We start from the raw sequence: 15,555 nt of genomic DNA on the forward strand, positions 1-15,555 counted from the left end.
CTTCATTCGCTGGCAAGCCCGATCCCACAGGTACACCACAGCACTCAAGGTCTGTGTGGTACCTGTGGGACCGGGCTTGCCCGCGAATGAGGCATGTCAGTGGTACACTGTCCGCCACATAGCCTGAATATAAAGAGGGGAGGCCAGGTTGTAGAGCAGCCTGCAGCCTCCCCGAATGTTTCTGGATAAAGCATGAGAATACTGATCATTGGACCCAGCTGGGTCGGCGACATGGTGATGGCGCAGACCCTCTTCCAGTGCGTGAAACAGCGTCACCCCGACTGCGTGATCGACGTGCTGGCCCCCGAGTGGAGCCGGCCGATCCTCGAGCGCATGCCCGAGGTGCGCCAGGCCTTGAGCTTCCCGCTCGGCCACGGTGCCCTGGAGCTGGCCACGCGCCGGCGCATCGGCAAGTCACTGGCCGGCCAGTACGACCAGGCGATCCTCTTACCCAACTCGCTCAAGTCGGCACTCGTGCCTTATTTCGCCGGCATCCCCCAGCGCACCGGCTGGCGTGGCGAGATGCGCTACCTGCTGCTCAACGATGTGCGCAAGCTCGACAAGGCGCGCTACCCGTTGATGATCGAACGCTTCATGGCCCTGGCCTATGAGCCGGGCGCCCAGTTGCCACAACCCTATCCCCGCCCGAGCCTGCGCATCGAAGACCAGAGCCGCGAGGTCGCCCTGGCCAAGTTCGGACTGGAGCTGGATCGCCCGGTGCTTGCGTTGTGCCCAGGTGCGGAGTTCGGCGAGGCCAAGCGCTGGCCGACGGAGCATTATGCCGCCGTTGCCGATGCGATGATTCGCCAGGGCTGGCAGGTGTGGCTGTTCGGCTCGAAGAACGATCATCCGGTCGGCGAGCAGATCCGCGACCGCCTGATTCCGGGCTTGCGTGAAGAGTCCGTCAACCTGGCCGGCGAGACCTCGCTTGCCGAAGCCATCGACCTGATGTCCTGCGCCGATGCGGTGGTGTCCAACGATTCCGGCCTGATGCATGTGGCGGCGGCGCTGAACCGCCCGCTGGTGGCGGTCTATGGTTCGACCTCGCCGGGCTTCACTCCGCCACTGGCCGACCAGGTCGAGGTGGTGCGCACCGGTATCGAGTGCAGCCCGTGCTTCGAACGTACCTGCCGCTTCGGTCACTACAATTGCCTGCGCCTGCTCGAGCCCGAAAAAGTCATTGCCGCCCTGCACAGCCTGGGTGGTCCGAACCTGATCGATACCGTGGCCGAGGTCGACTAAGTGCGGGTACTGATCATCAAGACCTCGTCGCTGGGCGATGTGATCCACACCCTGCCGGCGCTCACCGACGCCGCCCACGCCATCCCCGGCATTCGTTTCGACTGGGTGGTGGAGGAGGGCTTTGCCGAGATCCCGAGCTGGCATCCGGCGGTCGACCAGGTGATCCCGGTGGCGATCCGGCGCTGGCGCAAGAATCTCTGGCAAACGCTCAAGAGCGGCGAGTGGAAGGCGTTCAAGCAACGCCTGCGCGAGCGCAAGTACGACCTGGTGATCGATGCCCAAGGGCTGGTCAAATCGGCTTGGCTGACCCGTTACGTCAAGGCGCCGGTGGCCGGGCTCGACCGCTATTCGGCGCGCGAAGGCTGGGCCAGCCGCTTCTATGACCGACGCCTGTCGGTAGCGGTCGGCCAGCATGCGGTGGAACGGGTACGCCAGCTGTTCGCCTTGTCCCTGGCCTACGACCTGCCTGAAGGCATCGGCCAGTACGGCCTGGACCTGAACCGCCTGCAACTGCCCCCGACAGCCCCCTACGTGGTGTTCCTGCATGGCACCACCTGGGCCACCAAGCACTGGCCGGAAGCCTACTGGCGTGAGCTGGCCGAGCGCATGGGGCGGCGCAAGATGAAAGTCGTGCTGCCCTGGGGCAATCCTGCGGAGAAGGCTCGTGCCGATCGCATCGCCCAAGGCTTGGAAAACTGCCAGGTACTCCCCAAATTGAACCTCGCAGGGGTCGCTCGCATACTCGCGGCGGCCAAGGCCTGCGTGGCGGTGGACACCGGCCTCGGCCACCTGGCCGCAGCGCTGGACGTGCCGACCATCTCGCTGTTCGGCCCCACCAATCCTGGTCTGACCGGTGCCTACGGACGCGCCCAGATCCACCAGGCCAGCAACTTCCCCTGTGCGCCTTGCCTGCAGAAGAAGTGCACCTACAAACCGAGCGCCGAGGACCTGCGCCGGTTCGATCTCAAACGCGAGTGGCCGCTGTGCTTCACTCGCCTGAATCCCGAGCATGTGGCGGGCCGCTTGAGCGCGCTGCTGCTGGCTGAGGATGTTCGTTGATGCAACTGGCTTTCGTGCTTTACAAATATTTCCCCTTCGGCGGATTGCAGCGCGATTTCATGCGCATCGCCCTAGAGTGCCAGAAGCGTGGGCATCAGATCCGCGTCTATACACTCATCTGGGAAGGTGACATCCCCCCAGGCTTCGAAGTGCTGGTGGCGCCGGTCAAGGCCCTGTTCAACCACCGCCGCAACGAAAAACTCAGCGCCTGGATGGCTGCCGACCTGGCCAAACGCCCGGTCGACCGTCTGATTGGCTTCAACAAGATGCCGGGGCTGGACGTCTACTATGCCGCCGACGGCTGCTTCGAGGACAAGGCACAGACCCTGCGCGGCGGCCTGTATCGTCGCTGGGGCCGCTACCGGCATTTTGCCGAATACGAGCGTGCCGTGTTCGCCAAGGAGGCTGCCACCGAGATCCTGATGATCTCTGAAGTGCAGCAGCCGCTGTTCATCAAGCACTACGACACCCCTGTGGAGCGTTTCCACCTGTTGCCACCGGGCATCTCCCAGGATCGCCGGGCGCCGACCAATGCGGCCGAGATCCGCGCCGCGTTTCGCCAGGAGTTCGCGCTGGACGATGACGACCTGTTGCTGGTGCAGATTGGCTCGGGGTTCAAGACCAAGGGCGTCGATCGTAGCCTCAAGGCCCTGGCCGCATTGCCTTCGAGCCTGCGCAAGCGCACCCGGCTGATGGTCATCGGCCAGGATGACCCGAAGGTGTTCCAGTTGCAGAGCGCCACGCTCGGCCTGGGTGACCAGGTGCAGTTCCTCAAGGGGCGCAGCGACATCCCGCGCTTCCTGCTCGGCGCCGACCTGCTGATCCACCCGGCCTACAACGAAAATACCGGCACCGTGCTGCTCGAAGCGCTGGTCGCCGGTTTGCCGGTGCTGGTATCCAAGGTCTGTGGCTACGCCCATTACATCGCCGAGGCCGACAGCGGTCTGGTGCTCGACGAGCCGTTCGAGCAAGAGCAGCTCAACGCCTACCTGCAGCACATGCTCGAAGACCCCCAGGCCCGCGCCGATTGGGCGCGCAACGGCCTGGCCTTTGCCGACAGCGCCGATCTCTACAGCATGCCGCAGCACGCCGCCGATGTGATTCTCGGCCAGGAGCACGCATGAAGCTGATGCTGGCCGAACCCTTCAAGCGCCTGTGGGCCGGGCGCGACCCTTTCGATGCCGTCGAAGCCCTGCAGGGCGAGGTATACCGTGAGCTCGAAGGGCGCCGAACCTTGCGCACCGAGGTCGAGGGCGAGGGCTATTTCGTCAAGATCCACCGCGGCATCGGCTGGGGCGAGATTTTCAAGAACCTGTTCAGCGCCAAGCTTCCGGTACTCGGTGCCGGCCAGGAATGGCTGGCGATCCAGCGCTTGCAGGAGGTCGGCGTGCCGACCATGACCGCCGTCGCCTATGGCGAACGTGGCAGCAACCCGGCCACCCAGCATTCATTCATCGTCACCGAAGAGCTGGCCCCCACCGTCAGCCTGGAAGATTTCAGCATCGACTGGCTCAGGCAGCCCCCCGAGCCGCGTCTCAAGCGTGCGCTGATCGATGAGGTGGCGAAGATGGTCGGCGGCATGCACCGTGCAGGCGTCAACCACCGTGATTGCTACATCTGCCATTTCCTGCTGCACACTGACCGGCCCGTGACGCCTGAAGACTTCAAACTGTCGGTGATCGACCTGCACCGCGCACAGACCCGTACGAAAATCACCCGTCGCTGGCGCGACAAGGACCTGGCCGCCTTGTATTTCTCGGCCCTGGACATCGGTCTGACGCGTCGCGACAAGCTGCGCTTCCTCAAGGGCTATTTCCAGCGCCCGCTGCGCCAGGTGCTCGCCGAGGAAGCCGCACTGCTCGCCTGGCTCGAACGCAAGGCGCAGAAACTCTACGATCGCAAGCAACGCTATGGGGATGCGCTCTGATGGCGGGTTGGACACTGGCGCCGGGCTACGAACACCTGGCGGCGGACTTCGGCAGTATCGACGCGGTGTTCGCCCTCGACGGCGAGCGCCTGACCCGTGACCCGCTCAGCGAGGTCATCCGCATCGAGCGCGATGGGGTCAACTACTACGTCAAACGCTACACCGGTGCCGGCAAGCACATGCGTCGCTTCCTCGGACGGCCACGGATCAAGGCTGAATGGCAGAACCTCAAGCAGTTCGCCAAGTGGGGCATTCCTACCGCCGAAGTGGTGGCCTGGGGGCTGGAGCGCAAGGGTCTGTCGTTCGGCCGTGGGGCGATGATCACCCGCGAGCTGCCGCGCACCGAAGACCTTTCGGCGCTGGCCGAGCGCAACGATCCGCGCCTGGCTGATCGCACATGGGTCGAGCATGTCAGTCGTCAACTGGCTCGCCATACCCGGGTCATGCACGATCATCACTTCGCCCACAACGACCTGAAGTGGCGCAACCTGCTGGTGGATGATCAGGCGACGCTGTTCTTCATCGATTGCCCGACGGGCGATTTCTGGCGTGGCTTCATGCTCCGCCACCGGCTTATCAAGGATCTGGCGTGCCTGGACAAGGTCGCCAAATATCACCTCTCGGCCACCCAGCGCCTGCGCTTCTACCTGCAATATCGCGGGCACGCGCGGCTCAATGCCCGTGACAAGCGACGGATTCGCCAGGTGGTGAGCTTCTTCGAGGGAAGGGAATGACCGATTACCTGGCCAGCGCCGACCATGCGCTGCTGCAACGCCATGGCCTGAACGACTTCGAGGCGCTGTGGGCGCTGCAACTGGATGCCGTCGACGAACCCAACACCGGGCGCGGCGGCTGGAGCAGCGTGTTCCGCCTGGAACTCGAGGGCAAGGGCTACTACCTCAAGCGCCAGAGCGACTACCTCACGCGTACCCTGCACCGGCCGTTCGGCGAGCCCACCTTTGCCCGCGAATTCCGCAATATCAGCCGCTACGAAAAGCTCAACATCCCGGCACTGCAGGCGGTGTTCTATGGCGAGCGCAAGCAGGGCGGCCAGCATCGGGCGATCCTGATGACCCGCGCGCTCGACGACTGGAGCGACCTGGAGAGCTTCCTCGGCCAATGGCCGCAACTGCCCGAGCCTCGACGCCAGGGTATTCTCGCGGCCTGTGGCGAGCTCGCGCGTACCCTGCACGGCGCCGGCCAGGTGCATGGTTGTTTCTATCCCAAGCATATTTTCCTGCGCGAACGCCGCGAAGGCTGGCAGGCCCAGCTGATCGACCTGGAAAAGACCCGGCCACTGCTGTTCGGCATGCGTGACCGCCTCAAGGACCTCGAGCCCTTGCTGCGTCGTGCCCGTGCCTGGAGCGAGGCGGATGTACGCAGCCTGCTCGCCGCCTACCTGGCGCAGCCGGCCGACAGCGCGCGGGTCGGCAACTGGCTGCAACGCCTGACGCAACGCCGTCGTGAAAAAGAGGCCCGCTGATGCGCTTGTCTGAACTGAAGGATGCCGGGCGCAGCCCGAGCCTGCCCTTGAGCGTGACGCTCGAAGATGCTGCCGGCAGTGCCGAGCTGCAGTTGCTCAGCCTTCTGCGCGTACTGCCAGGGCAGCGCTATGTCGGTGCCGGTATCTGGCGCGGCACGCCGGTGCTGGCCAAACTGCTGGTCGGCAGCAGCGCCGCCCGCCATTTCCAGCGTGAGCTGGAGGGCGCGCGCTTGATGGCTGCGCAGGGGTTGACCACGCCCCGACTGCTGGCCGATGGCCTGAAGGATGGCGAGGGTGGCTGGCTGCTGTTCGAGTTTCTTGAAAACGCTGAAAACCTGGGTGACGCCTGGGCCAAGGTCGAGCATCTGCCGATGCTGGCGGACGAGCAGCATGGGGTGCTCGGCGAGGCGCTGACCGCAGTGGCGCAGATGCACGCCAAAGGGCTGTGGCAGGAAGACCTGCACCTGGACAACCTGCTGCGCCACGAGGGCCACCTCTACCTGATCGATGGTGCCGGCATCAAGGCTGAAACGCCGGGCCAGCAACTGTCGCGCCAGCGCGTGCTGGAAAACCTCGGGGTATTGTTCGCCCAGTTGCCCAAGCGCCTGGAACCGTTCATCGAAGAGGCGCTGGTGCATTACCTGCTGGCCAATGGCGAGCATGCGCTGCCGCTCGAAGCCCTGCAGAAGCAGGTCGACAAGGTGCGCAGTTGGCGCTTGAAAGACTACCTGGACAAAGCCGGGCGCGACTGCACGCTGTTCAGCGTCGAGCGAAGCCTCTCAGGCCTGCGTGCGATCCGGCGCGAGGAGGTGTCTGCCCTGGTGCCGGTACTGGAGCAGGCCGATACGCTGATCGAGCAGGGCCACCTGTACAAGACCGGCGGTGCCGCCAGCGTGGCACGTATCGAGGCCGGTGGCCGCACGCTGGTGCTCAAGCGCTACAACATCAAGAACACCGCCCACTGGTTCAAGCGTTTCTGGCGCCCGAGTCGTGCCTGGCATTCCTGGATCGAAGGCCATCGCCTCGAGTTTCTCGACATCGCCACGCCGCGCCCGCTAGCGGTGCTCGAGCAACGGGTGATGGGGTTGCGCAGCACCGCCTACCTGGTGACCGAATACGCCGACGGTCCTGATCTCACGGCCTGTTTTGCGCCCTACGTCGAGAATGGCGAAGTGCCTGAAGAACAGGTTCAGGCGTTGGTCAAACTGATGCAGAGGCTGATTGCCGAACGCATCAGCCATGGTGACTTCAAGGGCCACAACCTGTTCTGGCAGAACGGCCAGTGGTCGCTGATCGACCTTGATGCCATGACCCAGCACGCCACTCAGCTCAGCTTCGCTCCTGCCTACGCACGTGACCGTGCGCGCTTGCTGCGCAACTGGCCAAGCAGCAGTGCCTTGCACCAACGTCTCGATCAGTTGCTGCCTCGGCTCACCGAGTAAGCCTGCGGCAGCGTCAGCCAGTCGCTGCTGCGACCGGCCTGGCGCACGCGAAGGTTCCATTGTCTGTCTTGCCAGCGCAAGATGGCCGAGGCGGGGCTTTCGTGGTTTTGCCCGTCAAGTAGCAGCCGGTAGTGGTGCTTGAGCAGATGCGCGCGCAGCTGCAGGGCATGGCCACCGGCAAGCAGGTAAAGCCCTTGGTCGCTTTGGTACAACCCGTCGGCATCTTCGTGTTTTTCCCCCGCAGGCACTTCGGCGAGCCGACAGGTGTCGAACAATGCTTTCAGGTCTGGCAGGCCGTCATACCACAGCACGGGGGAGTCGACGACCCATTCGCCGTCCTCGCGACGCTTGACCGGGACCTTGGTGTAAGCGTCCGGCTTGCGCGGATCGACCACTCGCCAGCGGTAACCGTCGAACGCGACCTGGTAACTCTGGCCGGCGCTGTCCTTGATGAAGTAGAAGGTCAATCCTGGATAGGGTGAGGGCTGTTCATAAATACCCTCCTTGTGGATGCCGTCGACTCGGTAGCGAAGCTTGCTGGTATTGACCGCACTGACCATGGCCGGGGGGAGTGACAGTGGCGGCGTCGGTGGCATGGCTCGAATTGCCCGGCGAACCACCGTTGAACCGGAGACGCTGTTGATGCCGTCGCTGGCATAGCTGAAGGCATCGACCAGCGAGCGCAGCATGCCGATGCGATCACTTTCGACGTACGCCTTGTGGGTGTCGAGCACCGAGATCGCGGCTCTGGCGAACGACAGTACTGCCAAGGCCCGGCTGGGCAGAACCAGGCTGAGCAGGTCGAGGATGACCCACAGCACATGCAGGCTGAAATCGCCCAGCAGCTCCAGTTTCGTATTGGTGGCCGCGTCCACCGCTGAGAGTGCTGCGTGGACCTCGGCCCGATAGCGTGCGTGCTGAAAGTCGCCGGTGATTTCCGGACGGCTTATCCGTGAGCCCAAGCCGCCCTTGGACAGCCAGCGTTCGACATTGGCCGGGTTGGCCAATGGCATGCGGTCTTTGACATAGTCACGCAGAGCTGGTCTCTCGCGTAGCGAGCGCAGCATGTGCCGAGCGTTGCGATACTCACGCCAGGCGCGGCGATCCGGGGCATCCGGGGTATAGACCAGAAAGCGCTGCATGCCGGCGTTCTCGGGGGTGACGAACATGACCCCTTGTACGGTATGGCCGTCTATCAACAGCTGTCGCACGCTCAGGCGCGTAACCTTCAGTGCCTTGCGCTGCTCGCTGTCGGGATGGTCGAGCACGGTGCTGGTCCACAGATAGCCGCGTTCGAAAGGGTCTTCCAGGTAATGGCCGGCGTATCGCGCCTTGGCCGCCTCGGCGCGCATGCGCGCTCTGCTGATGGCGGCATAACTGTCGCGTCGCCACTTGGCCGTCGGTGACTCCAGCAGGTGCGTGCGCAGGTAGCGGCTGTAGCTCTCGCCAACGTCCAGGGCGCGAACCATCTGCTTGATCTGCGCCGGGGTGATCTCGGTCACGGGGCTGCCGTCCGTACGGTGCACTCGTGCTGTCAGCCAGTAGTCGACGTCAAGCCAGCTGACGTTGAGCATGGCCAACTGATCCAGGCGATAGCTCTGCGACACCAACTCCACAGTGTCGCCGACCTGCGGGCGGCTGGCAGCGGGGATGTAGCCGGTAGTGAGGCCGGGATGGAAGACTGGCCCTCTCTGGCGTGCCATCGTCACGCTGACATGCAGATCAAGCGGGTCGGCATCGAATTGATACTGCTGGCGCATGGCTGAACGCAGTTGTTCGCAAATCCATGTACTCAGGCCTTCACGGTCGAGGAACTGATCGTGACTGAGAATGCCTGGCGCGGCAGCCTTGTCGATGGCGATCACCAGCTCCTGCATGGTTTGCATGATATGGATCAGACCTTGTGTCGACGCGTTCTTGAGCCAGGCGGGGCTGTTTCTTTCCAGCAGCAGGGCATAGCGTGTCTGCAGGGCCGCCCTGCTGTCGGCCAGCGGCAGCAGGTCGGCGGCCGTGTCCAGTTGGGCTGTCAGGTTCGGCCAGTCGATTGGCGATGTCTGGGCAGCGTTTTCCCAGACCTGGGTCAGGCGTGCATGTTGGCTATCTATCAGGGCCTGTACCTGCAACTGCAACGGATCATCGTTGAACCATTCGTAGCGCAGGCGTTCGGCATTGCGCGCAAGCTCCCGCTGTTCATCGCCGGCCATCAACTGCAACAGCGGCCTGCTCTGCTGCAGGTCGTCCATGCGCTCGCACAGCTCGGTGTGCAGTTCTGCCAGGTCGTCGAACGCCTCGATGCCATGGGACAGACTGCACAGCAAGGCGTAGTCGCTGGACTCGGCAGGGTCGGGCATGCTGCCCTCGGGGCCGCCTTCGACAATGACGAAGGCGCCGGGCAGGTACTCGCGCCAGTGAGGGGTGCCGATGTCCAGCAGTGGGCGGTAGATTTGTGGGCGCTCGGCAGGAGGCAGGTGCTGGCGTTGCCCGGGCAGCGGCATTTCTATGCTGGTTTTGAGCAGTTCGGCGTGGTTCGAACCGAGGGTGTGATCATCGACGCGCAGGGTGATCTGTGCGAGCAGTTGCGCGCGTAGCAAGCTGACCAGTCGTGCTTTACGACTTTCGCCGGTGACGCCGGTGTCGAGCCAATACTCGGCGAGGTCTGCGAAATACCGCTGGCGTGCCTTGAGCCAGGGCTGCGAGGCCTCAGGCCGGGGCGGCGACGCAAGCAGGTCGCTCAGCTGTTGATCGAAGGCTTGGAAATGTTGCAGGCTCATTGGCTGCGCTCCGTAGTGATGGAGCGGCCAGCTTGGCGTGCCAGGCCTCGGTGGGCGCGTTAGCCGATTACCTCATCGTCTCGACAGGCCGCGCACCCCAAGTAGTACCGGTATGCCCAGCCCCGCCCAGGACAGCACATCCCAGGCGCCATCCCCGAGCAGAGCCGCGAACAGCCCCGCAGCGCTCAGGAGGGCGATGGCGGTTGGCCAGGCGAAGATCCGGCGAGTGCTTTGCGAGCGGTGGCTCATGTCCGCACCTCGCGGGGCTTGCGCTGCTTGCCCCACCACAGATACAGGCCACTGAGCAGGACGACGATGGTCAGCACATCCAGTACCGCCCAGAGGATCTGCATTGGCCGTCCGCCATAGTCGCCGAAGTGCAGCGGCTGTGACAGGCCCATGGCGTCCATGTACCAGGGGCGATCGCCAATGGCGGTGACTTCCAGGGTACGGGCATCGATCAGTACCGGCGTCAGCAAGTGCGAGGTCAGGTGTGTCGCGCCTTTCATGAACACCGCGTAGTGGTGTTCGCTGGAAAAGCGTGTACCGGGAAAGGCGATGAAGTCTGCACGCATGCCGGGTGCGGCCTGTTCGGCGATCTGCAGCAACTGCGTGGCAGGCGCGCGTTCGGTGAGTGGCGGGGCATCGCGATAGGGCGCAACCATCGCCGCCAGGCTGTCATTGCGCCAGGCCGCGATGACCAGGTCGGACAGCGCGCTGATCACCCCGGTGACACCGACCACCAGCGCCCAGGTCAGGGTGACAACGCCGATCAGGTTGTGCATGTCGAGCCAGCGCAGGCGCCGCGATTTATCGGTGCGGACCGTGGCGAACTGCAGGCGGCGCATGAACGGAGCGTAGAGCACCGTGCCCGAGACGATGGCAACGACGAACAGCACGCCCATGGCGGCCAGCAGGAGTTTGCCGGGAAGGCCGGCGAACATGTCCACGTGCAGGCGCAGGATAGTCATCATCAAGCCGCCATTGGCGGCGGGCATGGCCACCGCCTCGCCGGTGCGGGCGTCGAGCATGAAGGTGTGCGAGGCGTTGGGTTCGGTGCCAGCGGTGGCTGCGGTGATCGCCACCACGCCGTTGCGCTCGTCATCCTCGAAACCGAAATACTGCATGACCTCGCCGGGGCGGTGTTGCTCGGCCTTGATTACCAGTTGCTGCAGGTCCAGATGCGGCGTGTCGGCAGGCATTTCGCGCAGTTCCGGGGCATCACCGAGCAGGTGTTCGAGTTCGTGGTGGAAGATCAGCGGCAGGCCAGTCAGGGCGAGCAGCAGCAGGAACAGCGTGCAGATCAGGCTGGTCCAGGTGTGGATCGCCGACCAGCGGCGGATGGTTTGGCTTTTCATCAGGGTTGCAGCCTTTGCAGCTTGTGCTGTCTTTCAGGACGCAATCGCGGGGCAAGCCCGCTCCCACAGGATTGTGGTGTACCTGTAGGAGCGGGCTTGCCCCGCGATGCGTCACTCAGAACTTGTAGTTGGCGCTGACCACAACGCTACGCTGGTCGCCGTAGTAGCAGTAGTACGAATCGCAGGTCGAAATGTAGTCCTTGTTCAGCAGGTTGGTGGCATTGACCGCCACCGAGGCGCCCTTGAGGCTGTTGTCCAGGCGGCCCAGGTCGTAGTGCACCGAAGCGTCGAACACGGTGTAGGCCTTGGCCTTGCCGAGGTAGGTGTTGCCCTGGTCGCCGTAGGTGTTGCCGGTGTAGCGCGCACCGCCGCCGATGCCGAAGCCGTCGAGCACACCGCTGTGCCAGGTATAGTCGGCCCACAGCGAGGCTTGCTGGTTGGGCATCAGTTGCAGGCGGTTGCCTTTGTAGATGCCATCCTGTACCTCCGACTTGGCCAGGGTGTAGGCAGCGATCACCTTCAGGTTCTCGGTGACATCAGAGACGGCCTCAAGCTCCAGACCACGTACCTTCACTTCGCCGGTCTGGCTGGTGATCGATACGCCACCCACGTTGTTGGTGACCGAGACGTTTTTCTGGGTGAGGTCATACACAGCAGCCGTCAGCAGGGTATTCGAGCCCGGCGGCTGGTACTTGACGCCCAGCTCCCATTGCTGGCCTTCGGTAGGTTTGAACGAGTCGGTGGGCGACGCACTGGCATTACTGGAGGGTTGGAACGATTCTGCGTAGGAAAGGTAGGGCACAAAGCCCGAGTCGAAGACGTAGCTGATCGCCGCGTTACCGCTGAATTTCTTGTCGCGCTGGGTGTTGGTGGCATCGTTCTTGTTGAAGAACTTGGTACCGGTGTGCACCCAGTCTTCACGGCCACCCAAGGTCAGGCGCCAGTTGCCAAGCGCCATCTGGTCCTGAACATACAGGCCGGTCTGTCGGGTTTTCTGGTTGTAGTCGTAGAACGCCGTGGAGCGATCCGGGCGAGTGATCGGCAGCCCGTAGACCGGGTTGAGGACGTTGCTGTCTGGCACGTTGAAGCCAAAGATCGACAGGTAGTTGCTGTTCATACGCTGGTGATCCAGGCCGATCAGCAGCGTATGGGTGATGTCCCCCGTGGCGAAGTCGCCCTGGAAGTTGTTGTCCACCGCGAACTGGCTGATGTCTTCATCGGTGTTGGTGGACATGCGGCTGACGGTGCCATCGTCCTTCACCGGGCCTCCGGGTTGATAGTAGCTACCGGGAGTGATGGTCTGGAACGCCAGGTCCGACTTGGTGTAGCGCAGATTCTGGCGGAACTGCCAGACGTCGTTGAAGCGATGCTCGAAGGCATAGCCCAGCGCGTAATAGGTGCGATCGTAGAACTCGTAGTCCGGGTCTCCGAGGTTCTTGTGGTGCGAGATCTTGCCAAACGGCATGTCGATCTTGGTGCCTTGTATCGGCCGGAACTGGCTGGTGGCACCGGTATCGTCACGGGTGAACTGGCTGAGGAAGGTCAGCGAGGTGTCCTCGTCGATGTTCCACGTCAGGCTCGGAGCGATGTTGTAGCGCTTGTCGTCGATATGGTCGATCTGCGTGCCGCCATCGCGGATCACACCGCTGACGCCGTAGAGAAACCGGCCTTCATCGTCGATCTTGCCGGTGCTGGCGAAGTTGATCTGGCGATGGTTGTCGCTGCCGTACTGCACCTTGATCTCATGTGCGGCTTCGGCTTGCGGGCGACGGCTGACGATATCCAGCAAACCACCGGGTGGGGTCTGGCCATAGATTGATGACGCCGGGCCGCGTAGCAGGGCCAGGCGGTCGAGGTTCCAGGTTTCCGGTTTTGGGTTGGCGTAGACGCCGCGTGGCAGTGGCAGGCCGTCAAGGAACTGGGTCGGCTCGAAGCCCCGCACGCGCATCCAGTCGTAGCGAGTATCGCTGCCGAAGCTGGCGGAAACGATACCTGGCATGTACTTCACCGCGTCATCGAGGCTGTGCACGCCGCGGTCGCTCATCTGCTGGCGGGTGGCAACCGAGATCGAGCGCGGGGCCTCGACCAGTGCGGTGTCGGTCTTGGTGCCGGCAGCGGTGCGTTTGGCCAGGTAGCCATCGACCGGTCCCCAGGCGCTTTCGCTGTCGCTGGAGGCGTTCACGCTGGTTTCCGGTAGCGCCAGGCTGCCTTCCGGCACGGCGACCAGGCTGTAGCTGCCTGCGCTGCCCTGCTGCAGTTGCAGGCCGGTGCCGCGCAGGGCTGCCTGCAGGGCGCCGATGCCATTGAAGGTGCCCCGGACCGGCGCTGAGGTACGTCCGCTGGCCAAGCTCGGGTCCAGGGCCAGGGCGATGCCGGCCTCGCTGGCGATCCGGTTCAGGGTGCCGGCCAGCGGCGCGCTGGGCAGGTCGTAGGCCCGCACGCTGGACTGCTCGGCAGCCAGCAGCATGGGGCTGACCAGAGGGGTGGCAAGGCCGATGGCCAGGGCCATCAGGCTGGGACGCAGGTAAGACTCGACAGCACGGGACATGCAGTGGCTCCTAGACGGATAAGTGCTAACTGCTTCCTTGCCGAGCGAGATTTGGAAAGTGACAGGGGGGTGGAGATTTTTTTGTCTGGGGTTATTGCAGGGATGTTCCGGCCCTATCGCGGGGCAAGCCCGCTCCTCCTACAGGTGCACCACCGATGTGAGGAACGATAGGGCCGGTACTGATTCACCGCGGCCCGACGGTCACCCACCAGGGCGTCCGCCGTTCGATCTTCACCGGCAAGGCCGGCACCAGCGAAGCCAGCGCCAGGTCGGTATCCGTTAGCGGGAAGCTGCCGGTCACGCGCAGGTTGGCGACTTCATCCGACACCCCCAAGTGCCCGCTGCGATAACGACCGAGTTCGGCGACCAGGTCCGCCAGGCGCACGTTGTCGACCACCAGCATGCCCCGGGTCCAGGCGTCGGCACCGGCGCTGACCGGGCCGATCAGGCCGAGGCCGTTGCTGTGCATCAAGACTTGCTGGCCCTCGTTCAGCACTTCTTCGTTATCCGTGTTGCTCGGTTGCGCAGCTACCTGAGCCTGCAGCACTTCAAGGCGTGTGCCGGCAGTTTCGCGTTTGACCAGGAAGCGCGTGCCCAGCGGACGCAGCCGTCCATCGTCGGTGCGCACCCACAACGGGCGAGGGTCGTCGTGGCCGGTTTCCACGGAGATCTCCCCTTGGTGCAGCACGATCACCCGTTGTTCGCCCTCGTAGTCGATATCGACTGCGGTGTGGGTGGCCAGGCTCAGCAGTGTGCCGTCCTCCAGGCGCAGGGTACGCAGCTCTCCGGTCCCGGTGCGTTGATCAGCCAGCCAGTAGCTGGGTGCCAGCGAAGGGGCGCCGATCCAGGCCAGCAGGCCACCGAGCAGGAGCATCCCGGCCAGCCCGCCACCGAGCTTGCCAACCCGCTGGCGCAGGCCGGCGCGTGACTGCAGCAGGGCGTGGCGGGCGGGGCCTGCAGCCGCGCCCACACGTTGGTCGAGCATGCCAAGCTGGAACCAGGCGCGCGCATGTTCCTCGCTGGCGGCGTGCCAGCGCGTGAATTCGTTGCGCTCATCGGCGGTGCCGTCGCCGCCCTCCAGGCAAAGTTTCCACGCAATGGCGGCTTCCAGGACCTTGGCCGAGACCGGCGTATTGCTCACGTCGGTTCCCCGTACAACGCCACGTAGCACTGGCGCATGCCTTGGGCAATGTACTGGCGCACTCGCGACACCGACACCCCCAGGCGTTCGGCGATCTCGGCATGGCCCATGCCGTCCAGACGGTTGTACAGGAACGCGGTGCGTGCCTTGCTCGACAGTTTGCCCAGCTGGCGGTCGATGGCCTTGAGGTCCTCGAGGATCAGGTGCTGGGTTTCTGGCGAAGGCTGCTCTGCTTCAGGCAGCAGCGCCAGCTCGGCAAGGTAGGCCTGCTCCAGGGCGGCGCGGCGGAAATGGTCGAACAGCAGCCCCTTGGCCACGGCGACAAGAAACGCGCGGGGTTCGCGAGGCGCGATCAACTGTTCGCGGCCGAGCAGGCGCACGAAGGTGTCCTGGCTGAGGTCTTCGGCGCGCTGGCGGCAAGCCGTGCTGCGCTGCAGCCAGGCCAGCAGCCAGCTGCGGTGGTCGCGGTACAGGCTGCCGACCAGCTCGGCATGTGGGCTGTGCGCAGAGGACAAGGGCGTTCCCCGGGGAAGAATGCGTTATATAACGATAATGATTCGCGATTGTGGCAGAGGAGGGCGGGG

General features: G+C 64.1%; 13 protein-coding genes. 7 read left to right on the plus strand and 6 right to left on the minus strand.

Translation table 11 applies throughout. The features are described 5' to 3' along the window. The first annotated feature begins 192 nt into the window (after positions 1-192). From waaF to AB688_RS04000, 7 genes are read left to right on the plus strand one after another with little or no spacing between them, the layout of a single operon-like run. Complete coding sequence (gene waaF, locus AB688_RS03970) at positions 193-1,242, plus strand: lipopolysaccharide heptosyltransferase II (RefSeq protein ID WP_063542310.1); 1,050 nt, start codon at positions 193-195, stop codon at positions 1,240-1,242. After that, positions 1,243-2,301: a lipopolysaccharide heptosyltransferase I gene (gene waaC / locus AB688_RS03975; RefSeq protein WP_054892167.1), complete on the plus strand. Its 1,059-nt coding sequence runs from the start codon at positions 1,243-1,245 to the stop codon at positions 2,299-2,301. After that, on the plus strand, positions 2,301-3,425 hold the full coding sequence (locus AB688_RS03980; protein WP_063542312.1) for a glycosyltransferase family 4 protein: 1,125 nt from the start codon (positions 2,301-2,303) through the stop codon (positions 3,423-3,425). Before waaC ends, AB688_RS03980 begins: the two co-directional genes overlap by 1 nt. Then, positions 3,422-4,228: a lipopolysaccharide core heptose(I) kinase RfaP gene (gene rfaP, locus AB688_RS03985; protein WP_054892169.1), complete on the plus strand. Its 807-nt coding sequence runs from the start codon at positions 3,422-3,424 to the stop codon at positions 4,226-4,228. The genes AB688_RS03980 and rfaP overlap by 4 nt, the downstream gene beginning before the upstream one ends. Next, positions 4,228-4,962: a lipopolysaccharide kinase InaA family protein gene (locus AB688_RS03990; protein WP_054892170.1), complete on the plus strand. Its 735-nt coding sequence runs from the start codon at positions 4,228-4,230 to the stop codon at positions 4,960-4,962. The genes rfaP and AB688_RS03990 overlap by 1 nt, the downstream gene beginning before the upstream one ends. Continuing rightward, complete coding sequence (locus AB688_RS03995) at positions 4,959-5,711, plus strand: lipopolysaccharide kinase InaA family protein (RefSeq protein ID WP_063542314.1); 753 nt, start codon at positions 4,959-4,961, stop codon at positions 5,709-5,711. Before AB688_RS03990 ends, AB688_RS03995 begins: the two co-directional genes overlap by 4 nt. After that, positions 5,711-7,153 (plus strand): lipopolysaccharide kinase InaA family protein, encoded by a 1,443-nt coding sequence (locus AB688_RS04000; protein ID WP_063542316.1) that lies wholly within the window; start codon positions 5,711-5,713, stop codon positions 7,151-7,153. Before AB688_RS03995 ends, AB688_RS04000 begins: the two co-directional genes overlap by 1 nt. Here AB688_RS04000 and AB688_RS04005 read toward each other — a convergent pair. The 6 genes from AB688_RS04005 to AB688_RS04025 all read right to left on the minus strand — a co-directional run bounded on the left by AB688_RS04005 (position 7,126) and on the right by AB688_RS04025 (position 15,486). Further along, positions 7,126-9,924, minus strand: a complete 2,799-nt coding sequence (locus AB688_RS04005) for a dermonecrotic toxin domain-containing protein (RefSeq protein WP_063542318.1) — start codon at positions 9,922-9,924, stop codon at positions 7,126-7,128. The genes AB688_RS04000 and AB688_RS04005 overlap by 28 nt on opposite strands. A gap of 72 nt (positions 9,925-9,996) precedes the next feature. Next, complete coding sequence (locus AB688_RS26975) at positions 9,997-10,173, minus strand: hypothetical protein (RefSeq protein ID WP_172964795.1); 177 nt, start codon at positions 10,171-10,173, stop codon at positions 9,997-9,999. Further along, a complete protein-coding gene (locus tag AB688_RS04010) occupies positions 10,170-11,282 on the minus strand; it encodes a PepSY-associated TM helix domain-containing protein (protein ID WP_063542320.1) in 1,113 nt (370 codons plus the stop codon). Before AB688_RS04010 ends, AB688_RS26975 begins: the two co-directional genes overlap by 4 nt. A 115-nt stretch (positions 11,283-11,397) precedes the next feature. Further along, positions 11,398-13,830: a TonB-dependent siderophore receptor gene (locus AB688_RS04015; protein WP_063542322.1), complete on the minus strand. Its 2,433-nt coding sequence runs from the start codon at positions 13,828-13,830 to the stop codon at positions 11,398-11,400. Between the two features lie 184 nt (positions 13,831-14,014). After that, positions 14,015-14,971 (minus strand): FecR domain-containing protein, encoded by a 957-nt coding sequence (locus tag AB688_RS04020; protein ID WP_063542324.1) that lies wholly within the window; start codon positions 14,969-14,971, stop codon positions 14,015-14,017. Then, entirely contained in the window at positions 14,968-15,486 is a 519-nt protein-coding gene (locus tag AB688_RS04025; protein ID WP_054892176.1) for an RNA polymerase sigma factor, read from the minus strand. Before AB688_RS04025 ends, AB688_RS04020 begins: the two co-directional genes overlap by 4 nt. Positions 15,487-15,555 lie beyond the last annotated feature (69 nt).

Origin of the sequence: Pseudomonas putida, assembly GCF_001636055.1 — a bacterium.
In the GTDB taxonomy this organism is placed as follows: domain Bacteria; phylum Pseudomonadota; class Gammaproteobacteria; order Pseudomonadales; family Pseudomonadaceae; genus Aquipseudomonas; species Aquipseudomonas machongensis.